14 protein-coding genes are annotated in these 21,929 nt (G+C 70.8%); 10 read left to right on the top strand and 4 right to left on the bottom strand.

Annotated features, from left to right (window positions below):
* Nucleotides 1–144 precede the first annotated feature (144 nt).
* The 3 genes from LXT23_RS13855 to LXT23_RS13845 all read left to right on the top strand — a co-directional run bounded on the left by LXT23_RS13855 (nucleotide 145) and on the right by LXT23_RS13845 (nucleotide 5,439).
* Nucleotides 145–2,013, top strand: coding sequence for a metallophosphoesterase (locus LXT23_RS13855; protein WP_253980646.1), 1,869 nt, complete (start codon nucleotides 145–147; stop codon nucleotides 2,011–2,013).
* Nucleotides 2,014–2,267: 254 nt separating this feature from the next.
* Nucleotides 2,268–4,892, top strand: coding sequence for an FG-GAP repeat domain-containing protein (locus tag LXT23_RS13850; RefSeq protein WP_253980645.1), 2,625 nt, complete (start codon nucleotides 2,268–2,270; stop codon nucleotides 4,890–4,892).
* Between the two features lie 97 nt (nucleotides 4,893–4,989).
* Complete coding sequence (locus LXT23_RS13845; RefSeq protein WP_253980644.1) at nucleotides 4,990–5,439, top strand: MaoC family dehydratase; 450 nt, start codon at nucleotides 4,990–4,992, stop codon at nucleotides 5,437–5,439.
* A gap of 97 nt (nucleotides 5,440–5,536) precedes the next feature.
* On the opposite strand, the gene LXT23_RS13840 is transcribed toward LXT23_RS13845, so the two are convergent.
* Nucleotides 5,537–6,904: a pyridoxal-phosphate dependent enzyme gene (locus LXT23_RS13840; protein WP_253980643.1), complete on the bottom strand. Its 1,368-nt coding sequence runs from the start codon at nucleotides 6,902–6,904 to the stop codon at nucleotides 5,537–5,539.
* A 338-nt stretch (nucleotides 6,905–7,242) separates the two neighbouring features.
* Between LXT23_RS13840 and LXT23_RS13835 the strand changes: the two genes are divergently transcribed.
* Complete coding sequence (locus LXT23_RS13835) at nucleotides 7,243–8,283, top strand: aminoglycoside phosphotransferase family protein (RefSeq protein ID WP_253980642.1); 1,041 nt, start codon at nucleotides 7,243–7,245, stop codon at nucleotides 8,281–8,283.
* A 31-nt stretch (nucleotides 8,284–8,314) separates the two neighbouring features.
* Nucleotides 8,315–9,346: a nucleotidyltransferase family protein gene (locus tag LXT23_RS13830; RefSeq protein WP_253980641.1), complete on the top strand. Its 1,032-nt coding sequence runs from the start codon at nucleotides 8,315–8,317 to the stop codon at nucleotides 9,344–9,346.
* A 75-nt stretch (nucleotides 9,347–9,421) separates the two neighbouring features.
* Here the strand turns inward: LXT23_RS13830 and LXT23_RS13825 are convergent, their stop codons facing one another.
* Nucleotides 9,422–10,186, bottom strand: coding sequence for a Stp1/IreP family PP2C-type Ser/Thr phosphatase (locus LXT23_RS13825; RefSeq protein WP_253980640.1), 765 nt, complete (start codon nucleotides 10,184–10,186; stop codon nucleotides 9,422–9,424).
* Nucleotides 10,187–10,275: 89 nt separating this feature from the next.
* A complete protein-coding gene (locus tag LXT23_RS13820; protein WP_253980639.1) occupies nucleotides 10,276–10,659 on the bottom strand; it encodes a DUF192 domain-containing protein in 384 nt (127 codons plus the stop codon).
* Between the two features lie 16 nt (nucleotides 10,660–10,675).
* Here LXT23_RS13820 and LXT23_RS13815 point away from each other — a divergent pair, with 16 nt between their 5' ends.
* The 5 genes from LXT23_RS13815 (at nucleotide 10,676) to rsmA (ending at nucleotide 21,622) form a co-directional block, all read left to right on the top strand.
* Nucleotides 10,676–11,179, top strand: a complete 504-nt coding sequence (locus tag LXT23_RS13815) for a tRNA (cytidine(34)-2'-O)-methyltransferase (protein WP_253980638.1) — start codon at nucleotides 10,676–10,678, stop codon at nucleotides 11,177–11,179.
* Between the two features lie 33 nt (nucleotides 11,180–11,212).
* Nucleotides 11,213–16,768 carry a J domain-containing protein gene (locus tag LXT23_RS13810; RefSeq protein WP_253980637.1) on the top strand — a complete coding sequence of 1,852 codons (5,556 nt, stop codon included), beginning with the start codon at nucleotides 11,213–11,215 and terminating at the stop codon, nucleotides 16,766–16,768.
* A gap of 215 nt (nucleotides 16,769–16,983) precedes the next feature.
* Nucleotides 16,984–19,710 carry a response regulator gene (locus LXT23_RS13805; protein WP_253980636.1) on the top strand — a complete coding sequence of 909 codons (2,727 nt, stop codon included), beginning with the start codon at nucleotides 16,984–16,986 and terminating at the stop codon, nucleotides 19,708–19,710.
* A gap of 45 nt (nucleotides 19,711–19,755) precedes the next feature.
* On the top strand, nucleotides 19,756–20,751 hold the full coding sequence (gene tsaD / locus LXT23_RS13800; protein WP_253980635.1) for a tRNA (adenosine(37)-N6)-threonylcarbamoyltransferase complex transferase subunit TsaD: 996 nt from the start codon (nucleotides 19,756–19,758) through the stop codon (nucleotides 20,749–20,751).
* Nucleotides 20,752–20,761: 10 nt separating this feature from the next.
* Nucleotides 20,762–21,622: a 16S rRNA (adenine(1518)-N(6)/adenine(1519)-N(6))-dimethyltransferase RsmA gene (gene rsmA, locus LXT23_RS13795; protein ID WP_253980634.1), complete on the top strand. Its 861-nt coding sequence runs from the start codon at nucleotides 20,762–20,764 to the stop codon at nucleotides 21,620–21,622.
* Nucleotides 21,623–21,626: 4 nt separating this feature from the next.
* On the opposite strand, the gene LXT23_RS13790 is transcribed toward rsmA, so the two are convergent.
* Nucleotides 21,627–21,905, bottom strand: a complete 279-nt coding sequence (locus LXT23_RS13790; protein WP_253980633.1) for a hypothetical protein — start codon at nucleotides 21,903–21,905, stop codon at nucleotides 21,627–21,629.
* Nucleotides 21,906–21,929: the final 24 nt, after the last annotated feature.

Here is a 21,929-nt window from a genome sequence, read left to right as displayed (position 1 = left end):
CTCTCCTGCTCTCAGGGGGGCGTGGAGGCCCTTCGTCTTTCTGGAGCCGCGGGTCGTGCTCCCTCGCCAGGAGGGCGGCCTGGCGAGGCGGGCCTGACTCACAGAAAGGAATGTCGGCTGGTAAACACCGTTTGGGCTCCCACCATGCGCAACCGCTTCCTCCCTTCTTCGTTTCTGTTGGGTGCGCTGCTCGCCGCCGCTGCTGGCTGCGATGCGCCACCCACCCCTCTCGACCAGGACTTTCCCGTCGACCTGCCCGCGCCCGATTTCCGTGGCGCCGCGGCCGCGCTGACGGCCCCCGGCTGCCGCATCCTCACCACCGCGTCCGTCACGGCCAGCGGTGATGACGGTGCCGGCAGCGTCGCCGCCAACTCCCAGGACGACAACCTGGACACCCGCTGGAGCGGACCCGGCAAGGGCGCCTGGCTCAACATGGACCTGGGCTCGTCCCAGTCGATTGCCGGCACCACCGTGGTGTGGCACCGCGCCAACGAGCGGCAGAACCACTTCGTCATCTCCACCTCGGTGGATGGCACCACCTTCACCCAGGCGTACGCGGCGACGAGCGCCCTGAACACGGCGGCGCAGACGTACGCCTTCAGCGCGCGGCAGGCCCGCTACGTGCGCATCACCGTCAACGGCAACACGGTGAATGACTGGGCCTCCATCACCGAGTCGCGGGCCTGCGGTGAGCAGACCACGACGCCTCCGCCCACGGTGCCCACGTCGGACTCGGGGCCGGTGCTGCCCCGCCTGCCGTACCTCCAGAGCGTGAGCGGCACGAGCGCCATCGTCGCCTTCCGCTCGGGCGTGTCCTGCACGCCCTTCGTGCGCTTCGGCGAGGGCACCACCCTGTCGCGCACCGCCACCGCCACCGTCGCGGGCTGGCGGCACGCGGTGAAGCTGGACGGCCTGCTGCCGGGCCGCACGTACGGCTACAGCGTGGAGGCGTGCGGCTCCGTCACCGGCCTGCGCAGCTTCCGCACCGCGTCCGTGCCGGGCACGCCGCGCGTGCGCTTCACCACCATGGGTGACTTCGGCACCGGCGGCTCCTCGCAGAAGGCCGTCATGGCGATGATGAACAGGCCGGAGTGGCGCGGCGAGTTCCTGGTGGCGCTGGGGGACAACGCCTACTCCTCCGGCACCGAGCAGGAGTTCCAGGACCGCATGTTCACCCCCATGGCGAGCCTGCTGCGCGAGGTGCCGGTGTTCCCCTCGCTGGGCAACCACGAGTACGTGACGGACCAGGGGCAGCCGTACCTGGACAACTTCTACCTGCCCACCAACAACCCCGCGAAGACCGAGCGCTACTACTCGTTCGACTGGGGCAACGTGCACTTCGTGGCACTCGACTCCAACTGCGCCATCGGCCTGGCCACCGCCGACCGCTGCACCACGGTGGCGCAGAAGGCGTGGCTGGAGCAGGACTTGGCGGCCACCACCCAGCCCTGGAAGGTCGTCTTCTTCCACCATCCGCCCTGGTCCAGCGGCGAGCACGGCTCGCAGCTCTCCATGCGGCGCAACTACGGCCCCATCCTCGAGAAGTACAACGTGGACCTCGTGCTCACCGGGCATGACCACAACTACGAGCGCAGCAAGCCCATGAAGGGCGACGCCGTGGCCCCCGCCGGCACGCGTGGCATTCCCTACGTGGTGGTGGGCAGCGGCGGCGCCACGCTGCGCGCCTTCCCGGCCTCGCAGCCCTCGTGGACGGCCTTCCGCGACAACACCGTGTACGGCTTCATGGACGTGGTGGTGGACGGCGGCACGCTGACCGCGAAGCTCATCTCCTCCACCGGCGCGGTGCGTGACACGCTCACGCTGACCAAGACGCTGGCGACGGCGGCCACCACGGCGTCGACGTCGGCCCTGAAGGCCCAGGCGATGGAGACCGCGCCCGGCCCCGTGGACGACCCGACGCGGGCCCCCGAGGGGCTGCTGCGCTCGACGACGCTGCCTCCCGCGGACCGCCTGGAGGACGTGGCGGACCATGACGAGCCCGCGAAGCAGTAGCGCCTCGCTCCGCTAGCCGTGGAGCACGCAGGGCCTCCCGTCCTCTTCCCCGAGGATGTGGAGGCCCTTCGTGTTTCCAGCGGGGGCAGGGAAGGGAAGTGCCCAGCCAGGGCAGGCCCGCACCGCGGCGCGTAGGTGCGGGGGCGTGAGTTGGGAAGTGGCAACGGACGGGTGGGCGAGCTTGCTGTCAGCGCTTGCACAGCTGGTGGCACGTGCACACCTGCTGCACGGGGCCGGTCGAGAGGGAGTGGCAGATGAAGTGGGCAGGGGTGTGGAGGCGCGTGGCGCGCGTGTATGCGTGCTCGCTGGGGTTGGTGCTGTCGGTGGGCTGCGGCGAGGGTGGGGAGAAGACGACAGAAGAGCCCCCCGCGCCGGACCCGGCTCCTTCGCAGGTGCCCGACTCGGGAACCGGGGCTCCCGACTCGGGGCAGGTCGTCGTGGAGCCGCCTCCCGATGCCGGCCCCCCGCCAGTCGTGGACTCGGGCGTGCCGGACGGCGGCGGCGGCAACCCTCCCGGCGAGGACGGTGGAACGGACGCGGGCACCCCGGGCAACGACGGCGGCACCCCGGGCACGGGCGGCGGCACGGATGGAGGGACCTCCACGCCGGATGCCGGCCAGCCTCCGGTGTCGTCAGGTGGGCCCGCGCAGCGCAGCCCGCAGTGGCGGGCCTCGTTCTACGCGGGGGTTGCCCCCGGCGGCCTGTCGGTGGCGGACTTCAATGGCGACGGCGCGCCGGACGTGGCCGTCAACGCCATGGGCCGGGCCTTCGAGAGCCGGTACAAGGCGAAGCCCGGCCGGTTCCTCGTGCTGCTCAACGATGGCAAGGGCGTGCTCGGAAAGCCGAGCTGGAATCAGCGCCTGGGCACCTCCTCGGGCCGGATTGCCGCGGGCGACGCGAACCAGGACGGGTTGGTCGACCTGCTCCTGGGCACGCGGTACGGGGCGCAGCTGTTCCCCGGCCTCGGTGGGGCGCGGTTCGCAACCCAGCCCAGCGTGTTCTCCAAGGGCGTCATCTCCAGCCTGGGCATCTGGCCCGCCGCGGAGGGCTCCGCCCCGCGCATCTGGGCAGTGGGGAGCTATGAGCGCTCCAATTCCGGCCCCACCACGGAAGGAGGTTTCCACCTGCTGGTCCCCGACGCGACGGGCACGTTCGAGTCCCGGAGCGCCAGCACCGGGTCGGGCGCCCCGGTGGTCGCCATGCTGGACACGAAGGCCGCGGCCGCCGTCGCGGACTTCAACGAGGACGGCCTCATGGACGTGGTCCTCTCCTCGAGCCGCTGGAGCCTGACCGGCTTCTTCGGAACCACGGACCCCTCCGGGACGCAGTTCACCGCCGTGGGCCTCATGGAGACGAGCCCGGTGCTGCCGCAGCCGTCGCTGCTGGAGACGCCGGACCTCGACGGCGACGGCCATGCGGACCTCGTGACGGTGGAGGGGGAGCGGCTCCGGACGTACCTGGGCCGGGGCGATGGTCACTTCGACGAGGGCATCGACGCGCCCCTTCCCGCGCAGGCGCTGGCGAGCCGCCTCGTGGTGGCGGACGCGGACGCGGATGGCTGGCAGGACGTGCTGCTCGTGCACCGCGACGCGGGCCTGGTGTCGTTCTGGCGGGGCCTCGGCCAGGGCGGCCTCCAGATGGCGGAGACGCTGGCCACGGGCCGCGCGCCGCACGACGTCGTGGTGGTCGACCTGGATGGAGACGGGACGCGGGAGCTGCTGGTGGCGGAGGCGGGTGACAACGCGGTCTCCGTCTACGCGGTGCCCAGGGTCGGGAACATCGAGCCCCCCCTCACGCCCCGCTGCCCCATGGTCCTGAGGGATGGCGTGGCACCTGGCACGGCGCCCAGGCCCCTCAAGACGCATCCGGTCAGGCCGGGCACCCAGGCCGTGACGGTGGCGGACTTCGACAGGAATGGCTACGAGGACCTCGCCCTGGCGTCTCCGAGCGTCGGCGTGCAGCTGGTGCTGGCCCAGACGGACGGGTCGCTGCGGACGGTGGACACGCTCCGGGACGGGTCGGCGTCCCAGCTCGCGGCGGGAGACTTCAACAGGGACGGGCAGCAGGACCTCGCCGTCTTCACCGCGGACACGGACCGCCGGCTGCGCATCTGGTGGAACTACGGCCAGGGTGACTTCGTGAACTACTACGACTACGGCTACCTGGTGGAGGGAGGCGCGGGCCTCCTGGCGGCGGACGTCAATGGCGACAGCAACGTGGACCTGGTGGCCACCCGCCACACGTCCTGCACGCTGGCCGGGGTGCTCCTGAAGAACGAGGGCGGGGGCATGCTGACGCGCACGGCGCTGGTGGACCACAACTCCGAGCCGGATGACTCGTGTGGGGGCGGCGGCCCGCCCCTCGCCGCGGACTTCAACGGGGATGGCACGCTGGACCTCGTCCACCAGACGCTGGGGGTCAACCTTGACTACGTCTCGTGGGCGGGGACGCTGGCGGACGGTGAGGGCTTCAGTGACTTCTCCCCGCGCTACGTCTCGCACAGCGCCGGTGACGTGGACGGCGACGGCTCCATGGACCTGCTGCTGTCGGGCGAGCAGGGGACGATGACCGTCCTGCGGGGTGACGGGGGCGGCGGCCTCCAGGCCCCGCTGTCGTGCTCGCTGAAGGCGGCCGGCGCGGTGCTGGAGGCGAAGGACGTCAACGGGGACGGCCTCATGGACCTGTACGGCAGGGACACCGTCAACCCCGCGGTGGTGGTGGTGCCCGGTGAAGGGCAGGGCCGCTACCGCACCGTGAAGCGCTACCCCCTGGAGGCGAAGCCCGTCTGGGTGGGGCCCGCCAACATGCTGGGCGACGCGCGCCCGGAGCTCGTCGTGGTGCTGGAGTCGGGTGTGGTGAAGGTGTTCCCCGCGCTCTGAAGCGCGCCAGTGTTCCCCGCCGGGGCCCCCGCCTGCATCCGTGCTGGCGGCGGGCCCCGCGCGGCTTTATGAGGGCCGGGCACAGCCGAGGGAACACATGCGCTATTTCGAGGACTTCCAGCCGGGAGACGCCAGCGAGCACGGGCCATACGTGGTGTCGCGCGAGGAGATCATCGCCTTCGCGAAGCAGTTCGACCCGCAGCCCTTCCACCTGAGCGACGAGGGCGGCCGCGAGGGCATCTTCGGCGGCCTCATCGCCAGCGGCTGGCACACCGCGTCCATCTGCCACCGGCTCATCGTGGAGGGCCTGCTGGGCAAGGCCGCGAGCCTCGGCTCCCCCGGCCTGGACGAGCTGCGCTGGCTCAAGCCCGTGCGCCCCGGCGACGCCCTCTCGGTGCGCACGGAGGTCGTCTCCACCACCCCGTCGCGCAGCAAGCAGGACCGCGGAGCCATCAAGTTCCGCTTCGAGGTCCGCAACCAGCACGGCGAGGTGGTGATGACGGAAATCGCCAACGCGCTCTTCTCCCGGCGGCCGGCGGCCCCGTAGCCGTCCGTCGTCCCGTGGAAACACCGAGGGCCTCCCGCTCCCGACAAGGGAACGTGGAGGCCCTCCGTGCGCTTCCGGTGCCCGAGCGGGCGGGGGACTACGCCGCCGTGCGGTGCAGGTAGTCGATGAGGTCGATCTTCGAGACGATGGCGACGACCTTCTCGCCCTCCTTCACCACCGCCACGTTGTCCTGGGCGAAGACCTCACGCAGGCGGGCGATGCTGGTGTCGGGCGACAGCGCGCCCTGGAGCGGCGCGACGATGGCGTCGATGGCGTCGCTGAACTTCACCTTCCCGGCGACCAGGGCGTTGAGCAGGTCGTACTCGTGCACCATGCCCACCGCGCGGCCGTCCTCGGACACCACGGGCATCTGGCTGATGCCGTGGCCGCGCATGGTCTCCACCACCTGGTCCACCTTGTCGCCCTTGCGCGCCGTCTTCACGTCCTTGCGCTTGTCGCCAATGATGTCGCGCACGGTGCCGGCGCCCTTCTCCTCCAGGAAGCCGTTGTCACGCATCCACTCGTCCGAGTGGAACTTGCTGATGTAGCTGCTGCCCGAGTCGGGGAGCACCACGACAATCGTCTTGCCCTTGCCCACTTCCTTCGCCAGCTGCACCGCGACGTGCACCGCGGCGCCGGACGAGCCGCCCGCGAAGATGCCCTCCTCGCGCGCCAGGCGCCTGGCGGCGGCGAAGCACTGGCGGTCATCCACCTGCCGCACGTCGTCCACGACCTTGAAGTCCATGGCGCCGCACAGCATGTCCTCGCCGATACCTTCGACCTTGTAGACGTGCGGCTCGGTCAGCTTGCCCGTCTTGAAGTAGCCCTCGTAGACGGAGCCCACCGGGTCCACGCCCACGTTCTTCAGGCCGGGAATCTTCTCCTTGAGGAACTTGCCGGCGCCGCTCATCGTGCCGCCGGTGCCCAGGCCGGAGACGAAGTAGTCGAACTTCCCCTCGGTCTGCTCGTAGATCTCCGGGCCGGTGAGCTTGTAGTGCGCCTCGATGTTGTCGGGGTTGTGGTACTGGTTCAGCATGAAGGCGCCCGGCGTCTCGCGGTGCAGGCGCTTGGCCGTCTCGTAGTAGCTGCGCGGGTCCTCGGCCGGCACGTTGGTCGGCGTCACCACCACCTGCGCGCCCAGGGCCTTCAGGCGGTTGATCTTCTCCAAGGACATCTTGTCCGGCATGGTGAAGATGCACTTGTAGCCCTTCACCGCCGCCGCCAGCGCCACGCCCATGCCGGTGTTGCCGGACGTGTTCTCCACGATGGTGCCGCCGGGCTTGAGCTTCCCCTCCTTCTCGGCCTTTTCGATGATGTAGAGCGCCATGCGGTCCTTGATGGACGCGCCCGGGTTCATGAACTCGCACTTGACCAGCACGGTCGCGTCGTTCGGCCCTACGAGCTTGTTGAGCTTGACCAGCGGCGTGTGACCGATGGCGGAGAGGATGGTGTCGTGGATGTCCATGCGGCTTCCGGAAAAGAGGGTTCGCGGCGCGTCTTATATGCCGCCGTCCGGGCCCGGTCGACAGCACGCGACCTCCTGGCCCCTCGGGGAGCAACAGGCGCCCCCCCGGCGTCCTTCCGGACCCCGGTGACGCCGCCCGTGGCCGCCCGCCCTGCCGGGTGGGGCTTTGGCGCTCCGACGCGGCGCGACGCGCCTGGTGGAAACCCGGGTGTCCGCGTCGCGTACGTGACAGCCCGGGGGGCTTGCGGCCATTCACGACGCGTGGGCTTTGACCCGGGGGTGGGCGCCTCCCATACTCGGGAGCGGCTGCACAACCCCCTCCGGAGAACCCCGTCGATATGGAACTCGAGGCCGCCCTGCGCGACCAGGTGGGACAGGCCATTGGCCGTCCCGTTCCCCACGCACCCATCAAGAAGCTGAAGGGCGACGCGAGCAACCGCTCGTACTACCGCGTTGGCGCGGCCCCGGACAGCTGGGTGGTGATGGTGATGCCTCCCGACGCGACGAAGAAGAGCGAGGAGGCCACCAAGGGCGAGCCGCCGAAGGAGCTGCCCTTCGTCAACGTGCACCGGTATCTAGAGAAGCTGGGCGTGCGCGTGCCGCGCATCCTCCGCTACGACGAGCCGGCGGGGATGATGGTGCTGGAGGACCTGAGCGACATCACCTTCGAGGCCGCGCTGGAGGGCGGCAAGCACCGCGACGCGCTCTACACCCGCGCGGTTGACCTGCTGGCGCGCCTGCGCGCCAAGGCGGAGAAGCACCAGGACCCGGACTGCCTGGCCTTCACCCGGGCCTTCGACGAAGACCTCTACGACTGGGAGCTGCACCACTTCCGCGAGTGGGGCCTGGAGGCGTGGAGCGGCAAGAAGCCCACCGACGCCGAGCGCGCGGAGCTGGACCGCACCTTCCGGGACATCGCGAAGCAGCTGGCCGCCGCGCCCCGGGGCTTCACCCACCGCGACTACCAGAGCCGCAACATCATGGTGAAGGAGGGGGAGCTGGTCGTCATCGACTTCCAGGACGCCCTCCAGGGCCCGCGCCAGTACGACCTCGTCGCCCTGCTGCGCGACAGCTACGTGGAGCTGGACCGCGGCTTCGTCGACACGATGCTGGACCGCTACATCGCCACCTTCCAGGAGGCGAGCGGCGAGCGCATCGACGCGGCGTCGTTCAAGTCGTTCTTCGACCTGCTGACGATTCAGCGCAAGCTGAAGGACGCGGGCCGCTTCGAGTTCATCAACCGCGTGAAGGGCAACCCGGGCTTCCTGGTGTCCATCCCCGCGTCGCTGCGCTACGTGCGCGACGCCTTCGCGCGCAAGCCGGAGCTGCGGAAGCTGCAGGAGCTGGTGGCGAAGTACGTCCCCGAACTGGCCGCCTGAGGCAGCCAACGTCCGGGAAGGGGAGGCGACAATGAAGGCGATGGTCCTCTGCGCGGGCCTGGGTACGCGCCTGCGTCCGCTCACCGAGCGCTGGCCCAAGCCGGCGATGCCGCTGCTCGGGCAGCCGCTGTTGCGCTATCACCTGGCGGTGCTGAAGGCCGCGGGGGTGACGGCGGTGGGCATCAACACGCACCACCTGCCGGACACCATGGCGGAGGTGGCCCGCGCCGAGTGCGAGCGCGCGAAGCTGCCGCTGCACGTGGTGCACGAGCCCGTCATCCAGGGCACTGGCGGCGGCATCCGCGGCCTGCGCGAGTTCCTGGCGGACGACGACTTCTTCGTCTTCAACGGGGACATCCTCTACCCGGTGGACCTGCGGCCGGTGGCGGCCATGCACCGCGCGTCCGGCGCGGTGGCCACCATGGTGCTGCAGCCCATGCCGGAGGCGGAGAAGTACGCGGCGGTGGAGATGGACGCCGCGGGCCGCGTGCGGCGCATCGCCAGCCACGGCCCCGGAGGCGAGGGGCTGTCCCCGTGGCACTTCACCGGCGTGCACGTGATGTCCCCGCGCATCTTCGACTTCATGTCGAAGGAGGGCCCCGAGGACATCAACCGCGAGGTCTACGTGCGCGCCATGGAGGCGGGCCAGACGGTGCGCGGGGTGCGGGTGGACGGGTACTGGTCCGATTTGGGCACGCCGTCGCGCTACCTGGCCACGGTGCTGGACGTGCTCGCCGGCCGCGTGCGGCTGGAGTGGCTGGGCGCGGACTCGCCGCTGGCGGGCACGGTGCGCGGCCCGGGCGCGGCCTGGGCCCAGCCGGACGCCCGCGTGGGCACGGCTGCCGTGGAGGGCCCGGTGTACTTCGGCCGCGGCGTCACCGTGGCGGACGGGGCCTCCGTGGGCCCCGGCGTGTCCGTGGGCGCGGGGGCGAAGGTGGGCGCGGGCGCGCGCGTCGAGCGGGCCGCCATCTTCGAGGGCACCGAGGTGGGCCCCGGCGAGGCGCTCTCCGAGGTGCTCGCCTGGGAGCAGCACCGGATTGCCGCGCCGCTCACGGGGCGGTGAGCGGAGACTCGAGACGGGGCCCCGCTCAGCGGGGACACAAGACGGGGGCCCCGCTCGGCGGGGCCCCGGTGCGGCTCAGGCCTGGTGGTAGCGGGCCAGCACGCAGGTGACGTTGTCGTTGCCGCCGGCGGCGTTGGCCATGTCGATGAGCTGCGAGCAGGCCTTGTCCAGCTCTGGGGTGCGCAGCAGGATTTCCTGCATCTGCGGGTCCGTCACCATGCCGCTCAGGCCGTCCGAGCAGAGCAGGAAGACGTCGCCGTCCTTCGGCTCCACGCGAGACACGTCCACCTGGACGTTCTCCTTCATGCCGAGCGCGCGGACGATGACGTTCTTGTGGGGGAAGTTCTCGATTTCCTCCGGCGAGAGCTTCTTCGCCTTGAGGTAGTCGTTGAGCAGCGAGTGGTCCTCGGTGACCTGCTTGAGGACGCCCTCGCGGAAGAAGTAGACGCGGCTGTCACCCACGTGCCCCACGTAGGCCACGTCGCTGGCGAAGTGCACGCTGACGATGGTCGTCCCCATGCCCTTGAACTTGGACTCGAGGCTGGCCTTCTCGTAGATGCGCGCGTTGGCGAGCTTGATGCCGGTGGCGAGCCGGTTCTCGTCGTAGTTGCGGGCCTTGTCCATCTTGAAGGGCCAGGTGCTGTCCTGGTCCTTGGACGTCATCCGGTAGAACTCCCCGAGCTCGTCCACCGCGATGCGGCTGGCAATCTCGCCCGACGAATGGCCACCCATGCCATCGGCCACGCAGAAGAGGTTCTCTTCCGGGAGCATCAGGAAGTTGTCCTCGTTGTGATTGCGCTTCATCCCAACGTGGGTGCTGCCGGCTACCTCGATGCGCATGCGTGGGGACTCTTCCGGAGGGCGGTGAAGACGCGCCCGAGGTTAACAAAGCGCTCGGAAAACGGTCAAAAGACGTGCTCCCCGAGCAATCAGGCAGGGGGATTCAAGGCCGGGGCCTGAGAGACCGGCTCGAAGGCCAGTTGGTCACCCTCCTGGGTGCCACTGGCCGCGAGGACGCCGGCGGGCAGCTCCAGCACGGAGCGTGATTGAAAGTAGACGGAGGTGGCCCGCCAGGGGGGCAGGGCGGGCATCAATTTGACGATGCGGCCCTGGGCGTCCAGGAACACGACGTCGATGGCGATGCGCATGAAGAAGGTATGGATGGAGTTGCAGGGGAGGATATGAAGCCCCTCGCCCACGGCGAGCGAGCGGCGCCCCATGAGCCCCTTGAACCGCTCCATGAACCCGGTGGCCCGCTCGGCCCGGTCCGCCAGCAGTCGCTGACGCGTCTCGTTGTTCACCCTCCAGCGCATTAGCGCGTTCTACCCCATGCTCGAACCCCTGGCGCGTCCTCTGCATCTGGTCCTGGTCTCCCCCCAGATTCCCCCCAACACAGGCAACGTGGCCCGGCTGTGCGCGGTGACGGGCTGCCGGCTCATCCTGGTGGAGCCGCTGGGGTTCTCCATCGACGACAGGCACCTGAAGCGGGCGGGCCTGGACTACTGGGACAAGGTGTTCCTCCGGCTGTATCCCACCTATGACGCCTATGTGACGGACTACCCCGACTCCCGTCGGTGGCTGTTCTCCGCCCGGGCGGAGACGTCGCTGTACGAGGCCCGCTTCCAGGAGGGGGACCACCTGGTGTTCGGCTCGGAGGTGACGGGGCTTCTGCCAGAGGTGATGGAGGGGGGCTCGGGGACGGCGGTGACGATTCCGATGCTACAGGAGCGTCGCAGCCTGAATCTGTCCACGGCGGTGGGGATTGGGGCCTACGAGGCGCTGCGGCAGGTCCGTTTCGCCGGAGCGGGCAGGCAGGCGCCCCCGGCAAGTTGAGGGGCGGTGCAGAGGGACTAGACTGCGGCGAGGATGACCCCGTCGCAGGCCGCCGAAGCGCTGTACTCCGCCCACAAGTCCCGAGCCACCGGGTGGCTGACGCTTTCCGCGGGAGGGCGTGAGTCCCGACTCCTGCTGCGCGAGGGGAACCTCGTGGGAACGCGGCTGGGGTTTGGCTACCAGAGTCCCGCGCAGGCGCTGCTGCAGAGCGGGATGCTGGGCGCGGAGGCGCTGGACGCGCTGTGGGCGCGGGGTGGGGCGGGGGCTCCGGACGAGGAGCTGCTGGAGGAGTACGGGCTGGAGCCGGACGCGGTGGTGGAGCAGCAGGTGCTCGCCCACGTGCGGAGGCTGAGCGCGCTGGCGGAGCTGGCCGCGTTCGAGCCGGGGGTGGTGGAGGAGGAGTTCCGGCCGATTTCCGGTGCGCGCGTGGTGCGCGCGGCGCTGGAGGGGCCGCGGGGCGGGGCGACGGTGGAGCGGGTGTTCCGCTGCGAGCAGGTGGCGGCGTGTGCACCGTGGCTCACGGATGCGGCGGAGCGGGAGTTCCTGGAGACGCTCGCGGAGTTCCGGCGGCCGGAGGGACTCACGGCCGCGCAGGAGGCACTGCTGCTCGTGCTGGAGCGCGAGGGGTGCGTCCAGGCGCTGTCGGTGGAGGAGTGGGAGGCCCTCGAGCAGGCCCGGCGTGAGGAGGAGGCCCGGCTCGCTGAGGAGGCTCGGCTCGCTGAGGAGGCTCGGCTTCGGGCGGTGGAAGAGGCTCGGCTGGCGGAGGAGGCTCGACTCGCGGAAGAGCGTCGACTCGCGGAAGAGGCTCGGCTGGCGGAGGAGGCCCGACGGGCTGAAGAGGCTCGGCTGGCGGAGGAGGCCCGACGGGCTGAAGAGGCTCGGCTGGCGGAGGAGGCTCGACGGGCTGAAGAGGCTCGACTCGCTGAAGAGGCTCGGCTCGCTGAAGAGGCTCGGCTGGCTGAGGAGGCTCGGCTGGCTGAGGAGGCTCGGCTTGCTGAGGAGGCTCGGCTCGCGGAAGAGGCTCGGCTCGCGGAAGAGGCTCGGCTCGCGGAAGAGGCTCGGCTCGCGGAAGAGGCTCGGCTCGCGGAAGAGGCTCGGCTCGCGGAAGAGGCTCGGCTCGCTGAGGAAGTGCGACGGGCTGAAGAGGCTCGGCTCGCTGAGGAGGCTCGTCTCGCTGAGGAAGTACGACGGGCTGAAGAGGCTCGGCTCGCCGAAGAGGCGCGACGGGCTGAAGAGGCTCGACTCGCGGAAGAGGCTCGCCTCGCTGAGGAGGCCCGGGTCGCCGAGGAGGAGGCGCGACTCGCGGAAGAGGCCCGCTTGGCCGAAGAGGCTCGACTGGCCGAAGAGGCCCGCCTCGCGGAAGAAGTCCGGCTAGCCGAAGAGGCTCGACTCGCGGAAGAGCGTCGCCTCGCCGAACAAGCTCGCCTTGCCGAGGAGGCTCGCCTCGCGGCCGAAGAGGCCCGTCGGGCAGAAGAAGCTCGCCTCGCTGAAGAGGCTCGCCTCGAAGAAGAGCGCCGCCTCGCGGAAGAAGCTCGGCTGGCCGAAGAGGCTCGCTTCGCGGAAGAAGCTCGTATCGCCGAGGAGGCACGCCTCGCTGAGGAAGAGCGCCTCCTCGCCGAAGAGGCGCGCCTGGTCGAAGAGGCTCGTCTCGCGGAGGAGGCTCGTCTCGCGGAGGAGGCTCGCCTCGCGGAGGAAGCGCGACGGGCTGAGGAAGAGCGACTCGCCGAAGAGGCTCGTCTCGCTGAAGAGGCCCGGCTGGCCGAAGAAGTACGACGGGCTGAAGGGGCTCGGCTCGCCGAAGAGGCGCGACTCGCCGAAGAGGCGCGACTCGCTGAAGAGGCTCGGCTTGAGGCAGAGCGACTTCGTGCGGAAGAGGAGGCACGACTCGCTGAGGAAGTTCGTATCGCTGAAGAGCGACTTCGCGCGGAAGAGGAAGCACGACTCGCGGAAGCAGCGCGCTTGGCAGAGGAAGCTCGGCTTGCTGAAGAGGCGCGACTGGAAGAAGAGCGTCGTCTCGCTGAGGAGGCTCGCCTCCGCGCCGAGGAAGAACGACGAGTAGAAGAGGAACGTCGCAAGGCCGAGGAGGAAGCTCGTCTCGCTGAGGAGGCTCGCCTGGCAGAAGAGGCGCGTCTCGCAGAGGTGGCACGACGGGAGGAAGGGGCTCGCCTCGCTGAAGAGGCTCGGCTGGCGGAAGAGGCCCGACTCGCTGAAGAAGAGCGCCGGCTCGCCGAAGAGGCTCGACTGGCCGAGGAAGCACGTCTCGCTGAGGAAGCTCGGCTGGCGGAAGAGGCCCGCCTCGCCGAGGAGGCTCGACTGGCTGAAGAAGCGCGCGTTGCTGAGCAGCGCCGCATCGAAGAGGAAGCCCGTCGCGCAGAGGAGCAGCGCCTCGCGGAAGAGGCGCGCCTGGCCGAAGAGGCTCGGCTCGCTGAAGAGACTCGGCTGGCGGAGGAAGCTCGCCTCAGAGCCGAAGAAGAGCGCCGTCGTGCCGAAGAGGCTCGGTTGGCTGAAGAGGCACGCCTCGCCGAGGAGGCGCGTCTCGCCGAGGAAGCTCGCCTCGAAGAAGAGCGTCGCCTTGCTGAAGAGGCGCGCCTCGCCGAGGAGGCCCGCCTCGCGGAAGAGGCCCGCCTCGCTGAGGAAGCGCGTCTCGCGGAAGAGGCCCGCCTCGCGGAAGAGGCCCGCCTCGCTGAGGAAGCGCGTCTCGCGGAAGAGGCCCGCCTCGCGGAAGAGGCTCGGCTGGCTGAGGAGGCTCGGCTCGCGGAAGAGGCTCGGCTGGCTGAGGAAGCTCGTCTCGCGGAGGAGGTGCGTCAGGCGGAAGAGGCTCGGCTGGCTGAGGAGGCTCGACGGGCAGAAGAGGCTCGGCTCGCAGAAGAGGCTCGGCTCGCGGAAGAGGCTCGGCTCGCGGAAGAGCGTCGCCTCGCCGAAGAGGCTCGACTGGCCGAAGAGGCTCGACTGGCCGAAGAGGCTCGACTGGCCGAAGAGGCTCGCCTCGAAGAAGAGCGCCGCCTCGCGGAAGAAGCTCGGCTGGCCGAAGAAGCTCGTCTCGCGGAAGAAGCTCGTCTCGCCGAGGAGGCCCGCCTCGCCGAAGAGGCTCGACTCGTAGAGGAAGAGCGCCGCCTCGCAGAGGAGGCGCAACGGGCTGAAGAGGCCCGTCTCGTTGAAGAGGCTCGGCTCGCTGAAGAGGCCCGGCTGGCCGAAGATGCGCGGCTCGCTGAAGAGGCGCGTCAGGCTGAAGAGGCACGCCTCGCAGAAGAGGCACGCTTCGCAGAAGAGGCACGCCTCGCCGAAGAGGCCCGTCTCGCGGAGGAGGCTCGTCTCGCCGAAGAGGCCCGTCTCGCGGAGGAGGCTCGTCTCGCCGAAGAGGCTCGGCTGGCCGAAGAGGCCCGCCTCGCAGAAGAGGCCCGCCTCGCGGAGGAGGTGCGTCTCGAGGTGGAGCGTCGCCGCGCCGAAGCGGTACGCCGTGCCAAGGAAGCACGCCTCGCCGAGCAGGCCCGGTTGGCCGAAGAGGCTCGCCTCGCTGAAGAGGCGCGACTCGCGGAAGAGGCCCGGCTCGCCGAAGAGGCGCGCCAGGCCAATGAGGCTCGCCTCGCCGAAGAGGCGCGTCAGGCCGAAGAAGCCCGTCAGGCCGAAGAAGCCCGTCAGGCCGAGGCCGCCGCGCTGGCCAGCGCGGCCCCATCGCCCACGGTGGAGGACGCCGAGGCGCTCACCCTCGATGTCGGTGACATCATCTCCACCGATGCCGAGCCGCCGCAGGCTCCGGTCCCTGAATCATGGGCGGATGCCATCCCTCCCTCGGTCTCCCCCTCGCTGGAGCTCCCGCCCCAGCCCGAGAGTCCCGACGCCCTGCGCGCCGCGCGTCAGCAGGCCCAGGCCGCGCTCCTCCACGACATGGAGGAGGCCCTCCGTCGCTCGCGGACGCAGCCGCTGGAGCCCTGGCTCGCCGAGGAGCCTCCCCGCACCACTCCGCCCACCCGCACCAAGGACCTCGTCCCCGTCCAGGACGAGCCGTGGCAGGCCCAGGAGCGCGCGCTCTCCACCTCGACCGAGCCCGAGTTCGAGCTCGAGCCCGAGGAACTGCCCCTGCTCGAGGCCGAGCCCGAGGCGATGGACGACGCCATCGCCGCCTCCGACCGGCTCCCCATGCCCCAGGAGCCCGCCTCCTCGGGACCTCCGGTGCTGGCCCCGTCCGCGGTTCCTCCTCGCTCCGGTCCTCCCGTCCTCTCCCCCATCGCCGCCTCCCAGGGCTCGGAGGAGTCCGAGGACGCCAGCCTGTGGGCCACCCGCCCGGCCCCGCTCGCGGCCCCGCCGCCCCTGCGCCTGGGCCCCGCTGCTCCCAAGGCGGGCGAGGAAGACCTGTGGCGCATCGTCGCCTTCGACAAGGACGAGGGCGCCGCCAACCTCACGGCTTCCTTCGAGGCGGCGCTCCTCCAGGTGGACTCCCATCTGGAGACGCTCGTCCGCTCGAATGTCAATCAGCCAAACGTCGATTTCGACGAGGTCCCGGTCGAGGCCATTGTTGAAGCGACGATCGAACCGGATGCCCTCATGGGTCCGGGGGCCTTCCCCGGTGACAACACCGGTGCAACTGGACAGACTGCATGGGCCGAGCCGTCCGGTGACCTGGACGACTGGGACTTCGACGAGGACGACGTGGCGGCAGATCCCTCAAACCCCGACGAGGCAGCCAAGCTCCGGCGCCAGCGCCTGCTGCGCCGCGCGATGGAGAACATGGGCGTCCTCGGCGCACGTGCTCCCGCCGTGGTGGGTGCCACACCCACGACCGAGCCCGCCGCGCCCGCGCCTACACCGGCCCCGGTCTCCGAGCCGCCCAAGCCGGACGAGGCGCGGCTCGCCCAGCAGATCGAGCAGCGCTACGCCGACATCCAGGCCAAGCGGGACCACTTCTTCGTGCTTGGGGTCCCTCAGGACGCCCCGCGCGACCAGGTGAAGTCCGCCTTCCTCAGCCTCGCCAAGCTCTTCCACCCGGACCGCCTGCCGCCGACCATGCCGCACCTGGCGCCGAAGATGACCTCCGTCTTCGAGGCCATCCGCGAGGCCTACGAGGTCCTCTACGACGACGCCCGGCGCAAGGCCTATCTCCAGAACCTCCAGGCCCAGCAGTCCCTGCCGAAGACGCCCGCGCCGACCTCCTCCTCCGCGTCCCCGTCGTCCCGCCCCGCGGGCCGGCCCGACAGCAGCCCGGACGACCTCTACAAGATGGGCGAGGTCTTCTTCCGCAAGCGCGACTTCACCACCGCGTCGGACCACTACGACCGCGCCTGGTCCCTGGACGCCAAGCCCCTGTACCTGGCCGCTCGCGCCTGGGCCATCTACATGGACCCGGCCCGCAAGGCGGACATGGCCAAGGCCAAGCAGATGATGGCGGAGGCCGTGCGCACCGACCCCAACTGCGACCGCGCCCACTACCAGCTCGGCGTCATCGCCCGTGTCGAGGGCGACATGGACCGCGCCGAGCGCCACTTCCGTGAAGCAGTGCGCGCCAACTCCAAGCACCTGGAGGCCAATCAGGAGCTGCGCCTCATCGAAATGCGCAAGAAGAACCCGCCCAAGAAAGGCGGCTTCTTCCGCTGATGACCGCCCCGGCACCCCGCGTCCTCACGCGGGGTGTGGGTGTCTCGCAACAGGCACTCCAGGCTCTTCGATGAAACCCGGCGCGGCGACGCCTGTCCGCCTGGGGGACAGCCAGATTCCCCCTCGCCGCAAGCCATTGACATGCCTGGAAAGCGGGCAGGATGCTCCCGCGTCAGGCTCTCTGTAGAAGTCCGCAGTGACGAAAGGCATGTAACGTGGCCAAGCAGCACCTGCTCCTGGTCGATGGTGACGCAAAGAGCCTCCGCGTGATGGAGGTCAGCCTGAAGAAGGCTGGCTTCTCCGTGACGACGGCCATCCACGGCAAGGATGCGCTCGAGAAGGTTCAGATCAGCCCACCGGACCTCGTGCTGGCGGACACGAAGATGCCGGAGATGGACGGCTTCGAGCTGTGCAAGGCGCTCAAGTCCGACGAGCGCTTCAAGTTCATCCCGTACGTCTTCCTGACGAACCAGAAGTCCGTCGAGTTCAAGGTGCGCGGCCTGGAGCTCGGTGGCGACGACTACCTGACGAAGCCGATCTACATCAAAGAGATCGTCACCCGCGTGAAGATGATCCTCCAGAAGGCGGAGAAGGAGAGGATCGAGAAGCGGGAGACGACGAAGGGCGGCTTCGCCGGCAGCCTCGCCGACATGGGCGTGGTGGACCTGGTGCAGACGTTCGAGATTGGCCGCAAGACGGGCCTCATCAACATCCAGGGCGAGCGCACCGGCACCGTCTACTTCAAGGACGGACGGGTCATCGACGCGGAGCTGGGGCGGCTGAAGGGGGAGAACGCCTTCTACCGCATGCTGAATACCTTCGAGGGTCAGTTCGAGGTGCAGTTCAGCGCGCTGGACAGGCCGGAGCGCATCGAGATCTCCACCCAGGGCCTGCTGATGGAGGGCATGCGCCGCCTGGACGAGTGGGGGCGCATGCTCGAGCAGCTCCCGCCGCTGGAGACGGTGTTCGAGATTGACTACCACCAGCTCGCCGACCGCCTCTCGGAGATTCCGGACGAGGTGAACGGGTTGCTGCGCCTCTTCGACGGCAAGCGCACCCTGAGCCGCGTGGTGGAGGACTCGGACTTCGAGGACCTGGCCGCGCTGGGCATCATCAGCAAGCTGTACTTCGAGGGCCTCATCCGCGAGCTGGGCAATGCCCCGCTGGAGCCGGTGCAGAGCAGCAAGCCCGGCATCGAGCAGTGGCTCAACGCGGCCCCGCCGCCTGAAGCGCCCGTGGAGCCCGCGCCGCCCGCGCCCGTGGCGGCGGCCCCCGTGGAGCCCCTGGCTCCCGAAGTCCCCGTGGCGGTCGAGCCGCCCGCCGCCGTGGAGCCGCCGCCCGCCGTGGCGCCCGTGCCGACGCCGGCCCCGCGCACCATGCCGCCGAGCGTGCTCTCGCCGCCCGCGGGCGTGGAGGACGAGGCGGCCACGTCCCCTGGCGCCGCGGCCCAGCCCGCGAATGTCGTCGTCTTCCCCGCGAGGCCCCGGCGTGGCCCCGCGGACGAGGAGCCGGTGGAGGCGCCGCCGCTGGCGCCGGTGGAGGAGGGCTCGGCCTTCCTGGTGGAGCCCCCGCCGGCCCACCGCGCCGTGGAGCACGCGCACCGCAGCCTCCTGCTGGACTGGAGCCGCGTGGACACGGAGGGCATCGGCTCGGCCTCCACGTGGGGCCCGGGCTCCGTCTGGTCTCCCGCGCCACGGTCCCTCGGGGCCTCCAGCAGCTCGGGCTCCGCGTTCTCCCAGGGGGCCCCGGCCCCGGAGCCCACGTCCCCGCCGCGCGCGCCCATCTTCGGCGGCGCGGCCGTGGGGCCCAATCCCTTCCCACCCGTGCCTCCTCCCGCGCCGGCGCCGCCGTCGTCCGAGGTGACGCTGGTGAGCGGCAGGGGCTCCGCGCCGCCGGTGGCGCCCGTGTCGCTGGACCTCGGGCCCATCGCGGACATCGAGGAGACGCCCGCCCCGCAGCAGCTCGCGCTGCCGCCGTACCCGGGCCATGGTGCTCCCGCGCCCGCCGTGCCCCCGGTGGCGCCGGACATCTCCGAGGAGCCGCGGACGCCGACCTCGGTGCCGCCGCCCGTCTCCGTCGCGCCGGCCGCGGTGCAGCCCGCCGAGCCGAAGCCCCCGGCGCACCCGCCCGCCGCCGAGGTGAAGCCCGCGCCCGTGGCGGCTGCGAAGCCCGCCGAGGTGAAGCCCGCCCCGGTGGCGGAGTCGGATGATGCGGCGCTCGCCGCGGCCGTGCGCCCCAAGCGCACCGGCCTCTACGTGGGCCTCGGCCTGGCGCTCATCGGCGCCGTCGCCGCGGTGGTGCTGGGCGGGAGCTCCGGGAAGGGGCAGGACCCCGTTCCGAAGCCGCCGGTGGAGACGCCGAAGCCCGTCCAGGCGGTGAAGCCGCCGGAGACGGACCCCCTCCCGACGCCCGCCGTCGAGGACGCGGGGACGGCCACGGCCACCGCGCCCACGCCGCCGCCCGCCGCCACGCCGGATGCGGGGACGGCCGTCGCGGAGACGCCGCCGCCGGACACCGGCGAGACGCCTCCCACGCCGCCGGAGCCGAGCGCGCCGCCGGTGGACCCGGAGGTGGAGTACGCCACCCTCGTGAAGCAGGCGCGGGCGGCCATCGTCTCCAACCGCCACAAGTCGGCCGTGGCCAGCTACCGCAAGGCGCTGGCCCTCAAGCCCGCGTCCCTGGAGGCGAAGGCCGGCCTGGGCACGGCGCTGGTCAACGGCTTCGGGACGGAGGCGGCCTGCCGCGAGGCCTCCAAGCTGCTTCAGGACGTCGTCCGGGAGGAGGAGCGGAATGCCCGCGCCTGGCTGACGCTCGGCATGGCGTACCAGTTCAGCAAGCGAAATACCCAGGCGGTCGAGGCCTACAAGAGGTACTTGTTCCTCGAACCGACGGGGTCCTCGGCCAACGAGGTCCGCATGATGCTCAAGGAACTGGGCAACTGAGCGGGCTGGCGGCCCACCTCGTCCGCTTTCGGAGAAGTCGCCGCCTTGCTCGTCCTCGGCCTGGAAACCTCCTGTGATGAGACCGCCGCCGCCGTCGTGGAGGACGGCCGGCGCGTGCTCTCCGACGTCGTCTCCACCCAGGTGGACATCCACCGGCGCTGGGGTGGGGTGGTGCCGGAGCTGGCCAGCCGCAACCACATCGTCCAGGTGATGCCCGTCGTCCACGAGGCCCTCACCCGCGCGCAGAAGACGCTCGACGACGTGGACCTCATCGCCGTGACGTCCGGCCCCGGCCTCATCGGCGCGCTGCTGGTGGGCCTGCAGGTGGCCAAGGGGCTGAGCCTCGCCACCGGCAAGCCCTTCGTCGGCGCCAACCACCTGGAGGGCCACCTGCTGGCCATCCGCCTCATCGAGGAGGCCCCCGAGCCGCCGTTCCTCGGGCTCGTCGTCTCCGGCGGCCACACCAGCCTCTACGAGGTCCAGGACTACGGCCGCTACCGGCTGGTGGGCAGCACCCGCGACGACGCGGCCGGCGAGGCGTACGACAAGACGGCGCGCATCCTCGGACTGCCGTACCCGGGCGGGCTGCCCATCGACCAGCTCGCGCAGAAGGGAGACCCCGCGGCCATCCGCTTCCCGCGCGCGCTGCCCGGCGACAACTTCGACGTGTCCTTCTCCGGGCTGAAGACGGCCGTGCTGCACCACGTGCAGAAGCACGGCCTTCCCGAGGGCCAGGCGCTGGCGGACCTGTGCGCGTCCTTCCAGGAGGCGGTGGCGGACGTGCTGTCGAAGAAGCTGGTGGCCGCCGCGCGCCGGCTGGGCCACAAACAACTGGTGCTGTGCGGAGGCGTGGCGGCCAACTCGCGGCTGCGCGCGCTGTGCCGCGAGCGCGCACAGGAGCGGGGGCTGGACATGTTCCTGCCGCCGGTGCGGCTGTGCACGGATAACGGCGCCATGATTGCCGTGGCGGGGTATGAGGCGTACCGCCGCGGACTGCGCGGAGACTTCCGCCTGGCGGCAGACCCGGCCTGGCGCATGTAAAGGAGACCGGGTGGAATCACCGCGAGACATCCTCAAACGACATGGCCTGCGCCCCAAGCACAGCTGGGGACAGAACTTCCTGGGCGACGAGGAGGCCCTGGAGACCATCGCCGACGCGCTCGCGCTGCGCGAGGGCGAGCCGGTGGTGGAGCTGGGCCCCGGCCTGGGCCACCTGACGCGCTTCCTCGCCGCGACGAAGGCGCGCGTCACCGCGGTGGAGCGGGACCGCGACATGGTGACGGTGCTGGAGAAGGAGGCCATCCCCGGCGTGCGCGTGGTGTCCGGCAACGCCGCCACCGTGGACTTCGCGGAGGTGGCCGGCGCCCCCGAGGTGGCCGTGGTGGGCAACCTGCCGTACCACCTGTCCAGCTCCATCCTCTTCCGCGTGCTGGAGCAGCGTTCCCGCGTGACGCGCGCCGTCTTCACCCTCCAGAAGGAAGTCGTCGAGCGGCTGGCCGCCGAGCCCGGCAACCGCGACTACGGGCTGCTCACCGTGCTGCTCGGCCTGCACTTCGACGCGGAGAACATCCTCACGCTGGAGTCGTGGCGCTTCCACCCGCCGCCGAAGGTGGACTCCGCGGTGCTGCGCCTCACGCGCCTCAAGGCCCCGCGCGCGCCCATCGTCGACGACGCCCGCTTCATCCGGGTGGTGAAGGCGTCGTTCGCCCACCGGCGCAAGACGCTGCTCAACTCGCTCAAGTCGGACCCCACGCTGGGCACGCCCGAGGTGCTCGCCGCCGCGCTGGCCACGGCCGGCATCGACCCGCAGCGCCGCGCGGAGACGCTGGCGCCCGAGGAGTTCGCCGCGATTGAGCGCGCGCTGGGGCCCGTCGTCACGCCGGTGCCGGCGCCCGAGAAGCTGTCGGAGTAGGGCGCTACCGCTGCCGCATTCCCAGCGCCTGGAGCAGGCCGCCCTGCTGCTCCAGGAAGGCGCGGAACTCGGCCTCGGGAATGCGCATGCGCGCCAGCACGTCGCGGAGGATTTCCTCCACGGTGCCGTCCTGCCGGCGCTTGAGCTCCAGGGCCGTCTTCAGCAGCACCACGCCATAGAGCGGGTCCGGCTCCACCGGCGGTGCGGGTGTCGTCCTGGGGGTCGCGCTCTGACGGGCCTCTTCCAGCACCACCACCGTCTTCGCCCGCTGCCTGCCGCTCATGTCCGGAGACCGTCCCGCGCGCTC

The organism is Pyxidicoccus xibeiensis, assembly GCF_024198175.1.
GTDB lineage: Bacteria > Myxococcota > Myxococcia > Myxococcales > Myxococcaceae > Myxococcus > Myxococcus xibeiensis.
Note: the sequence above shows the minus strand (reverse complement) of the source record. Positions and strands in the feature narration are given on the sequence as shown.

Coding starts and splice junctions, on each gene's coding strand:
- LXT23_RS13830 (WP_253980641.1), top strand. CDS start 8,315: ATGAAGGCGATGGTCCTCTGCGCGGGCCTGGGTACGCGCCTGCGTCCG.
- LXT23_RS13790 (WP_253980633.1), bottom strand. CDS start 21,905: ATGAGCGGCAGGCAGCGGGCGAAGACGGTGGTGGTGCTGGAAGAGGCC.
- LXT23_RS13850 (WP_253980645.1), top strand. CDS start 2,268: ATGAAGTGGGCAGGGGTGTGGAGGCGCGTGGCGCGCGTGTATGCGTGC.
- LXT23_RS13825 (WP_253980640.1), bottom strand. CDS start 10,186: ATGCGCATCGAGGTAGCCGGCAGCACCCACGTTGGGATGAAGCGCAAT.
- LXT23_RS13820 (WP_253980639.1), bottom strand. CDS start 10,659: ATGCGCTGGAGGGTGAACAACGAGACGCGTCAGCGACTGCTGGCGGAC.
- LXT23_RS13815 (WP_253980638.1), top strand. CDS start 10,676: ATGCTCGAACCCCTGGCGCGTCCTCTGCATCTGGTCCTGGTCTCCCCC.
- LXT23_RS13835 (WP_253980642.1), top strand. CDS start 7,243: ATGGAACTCGAGGCCGCCCTGCGCGACCAGGTGGGACAGGCCATTGGC.
- LXT23_RS13855 (WP_253980646.1), top strand. CDS start 145: ATGCGCAACCGCTTCCTCCCTTCTTCGTTTCTGTTGGGTGCGCTGCTC.
- LXT23_RS13810 (WP_253980637.1), top strand. CDS start 11,213: ATGACCCCGTCGCAGGCCGCCGAAGCGCTGTACTCCGCCCACAAGTCC.
- LXT23_RS13845 (WP_253980644.1), top strand. CDS start 4,990: ATGCGCTATTTCGAGGACTTCCAGCCGGGAGACGCCAGCGAGCACGGG.
- LXT23_RS13840 (WP_253980643.1), bottom strand. CDS start 6,904: ATGGACATCCACGACACCATCCTCTCCGCCATCGGTCACACGCCGCTG.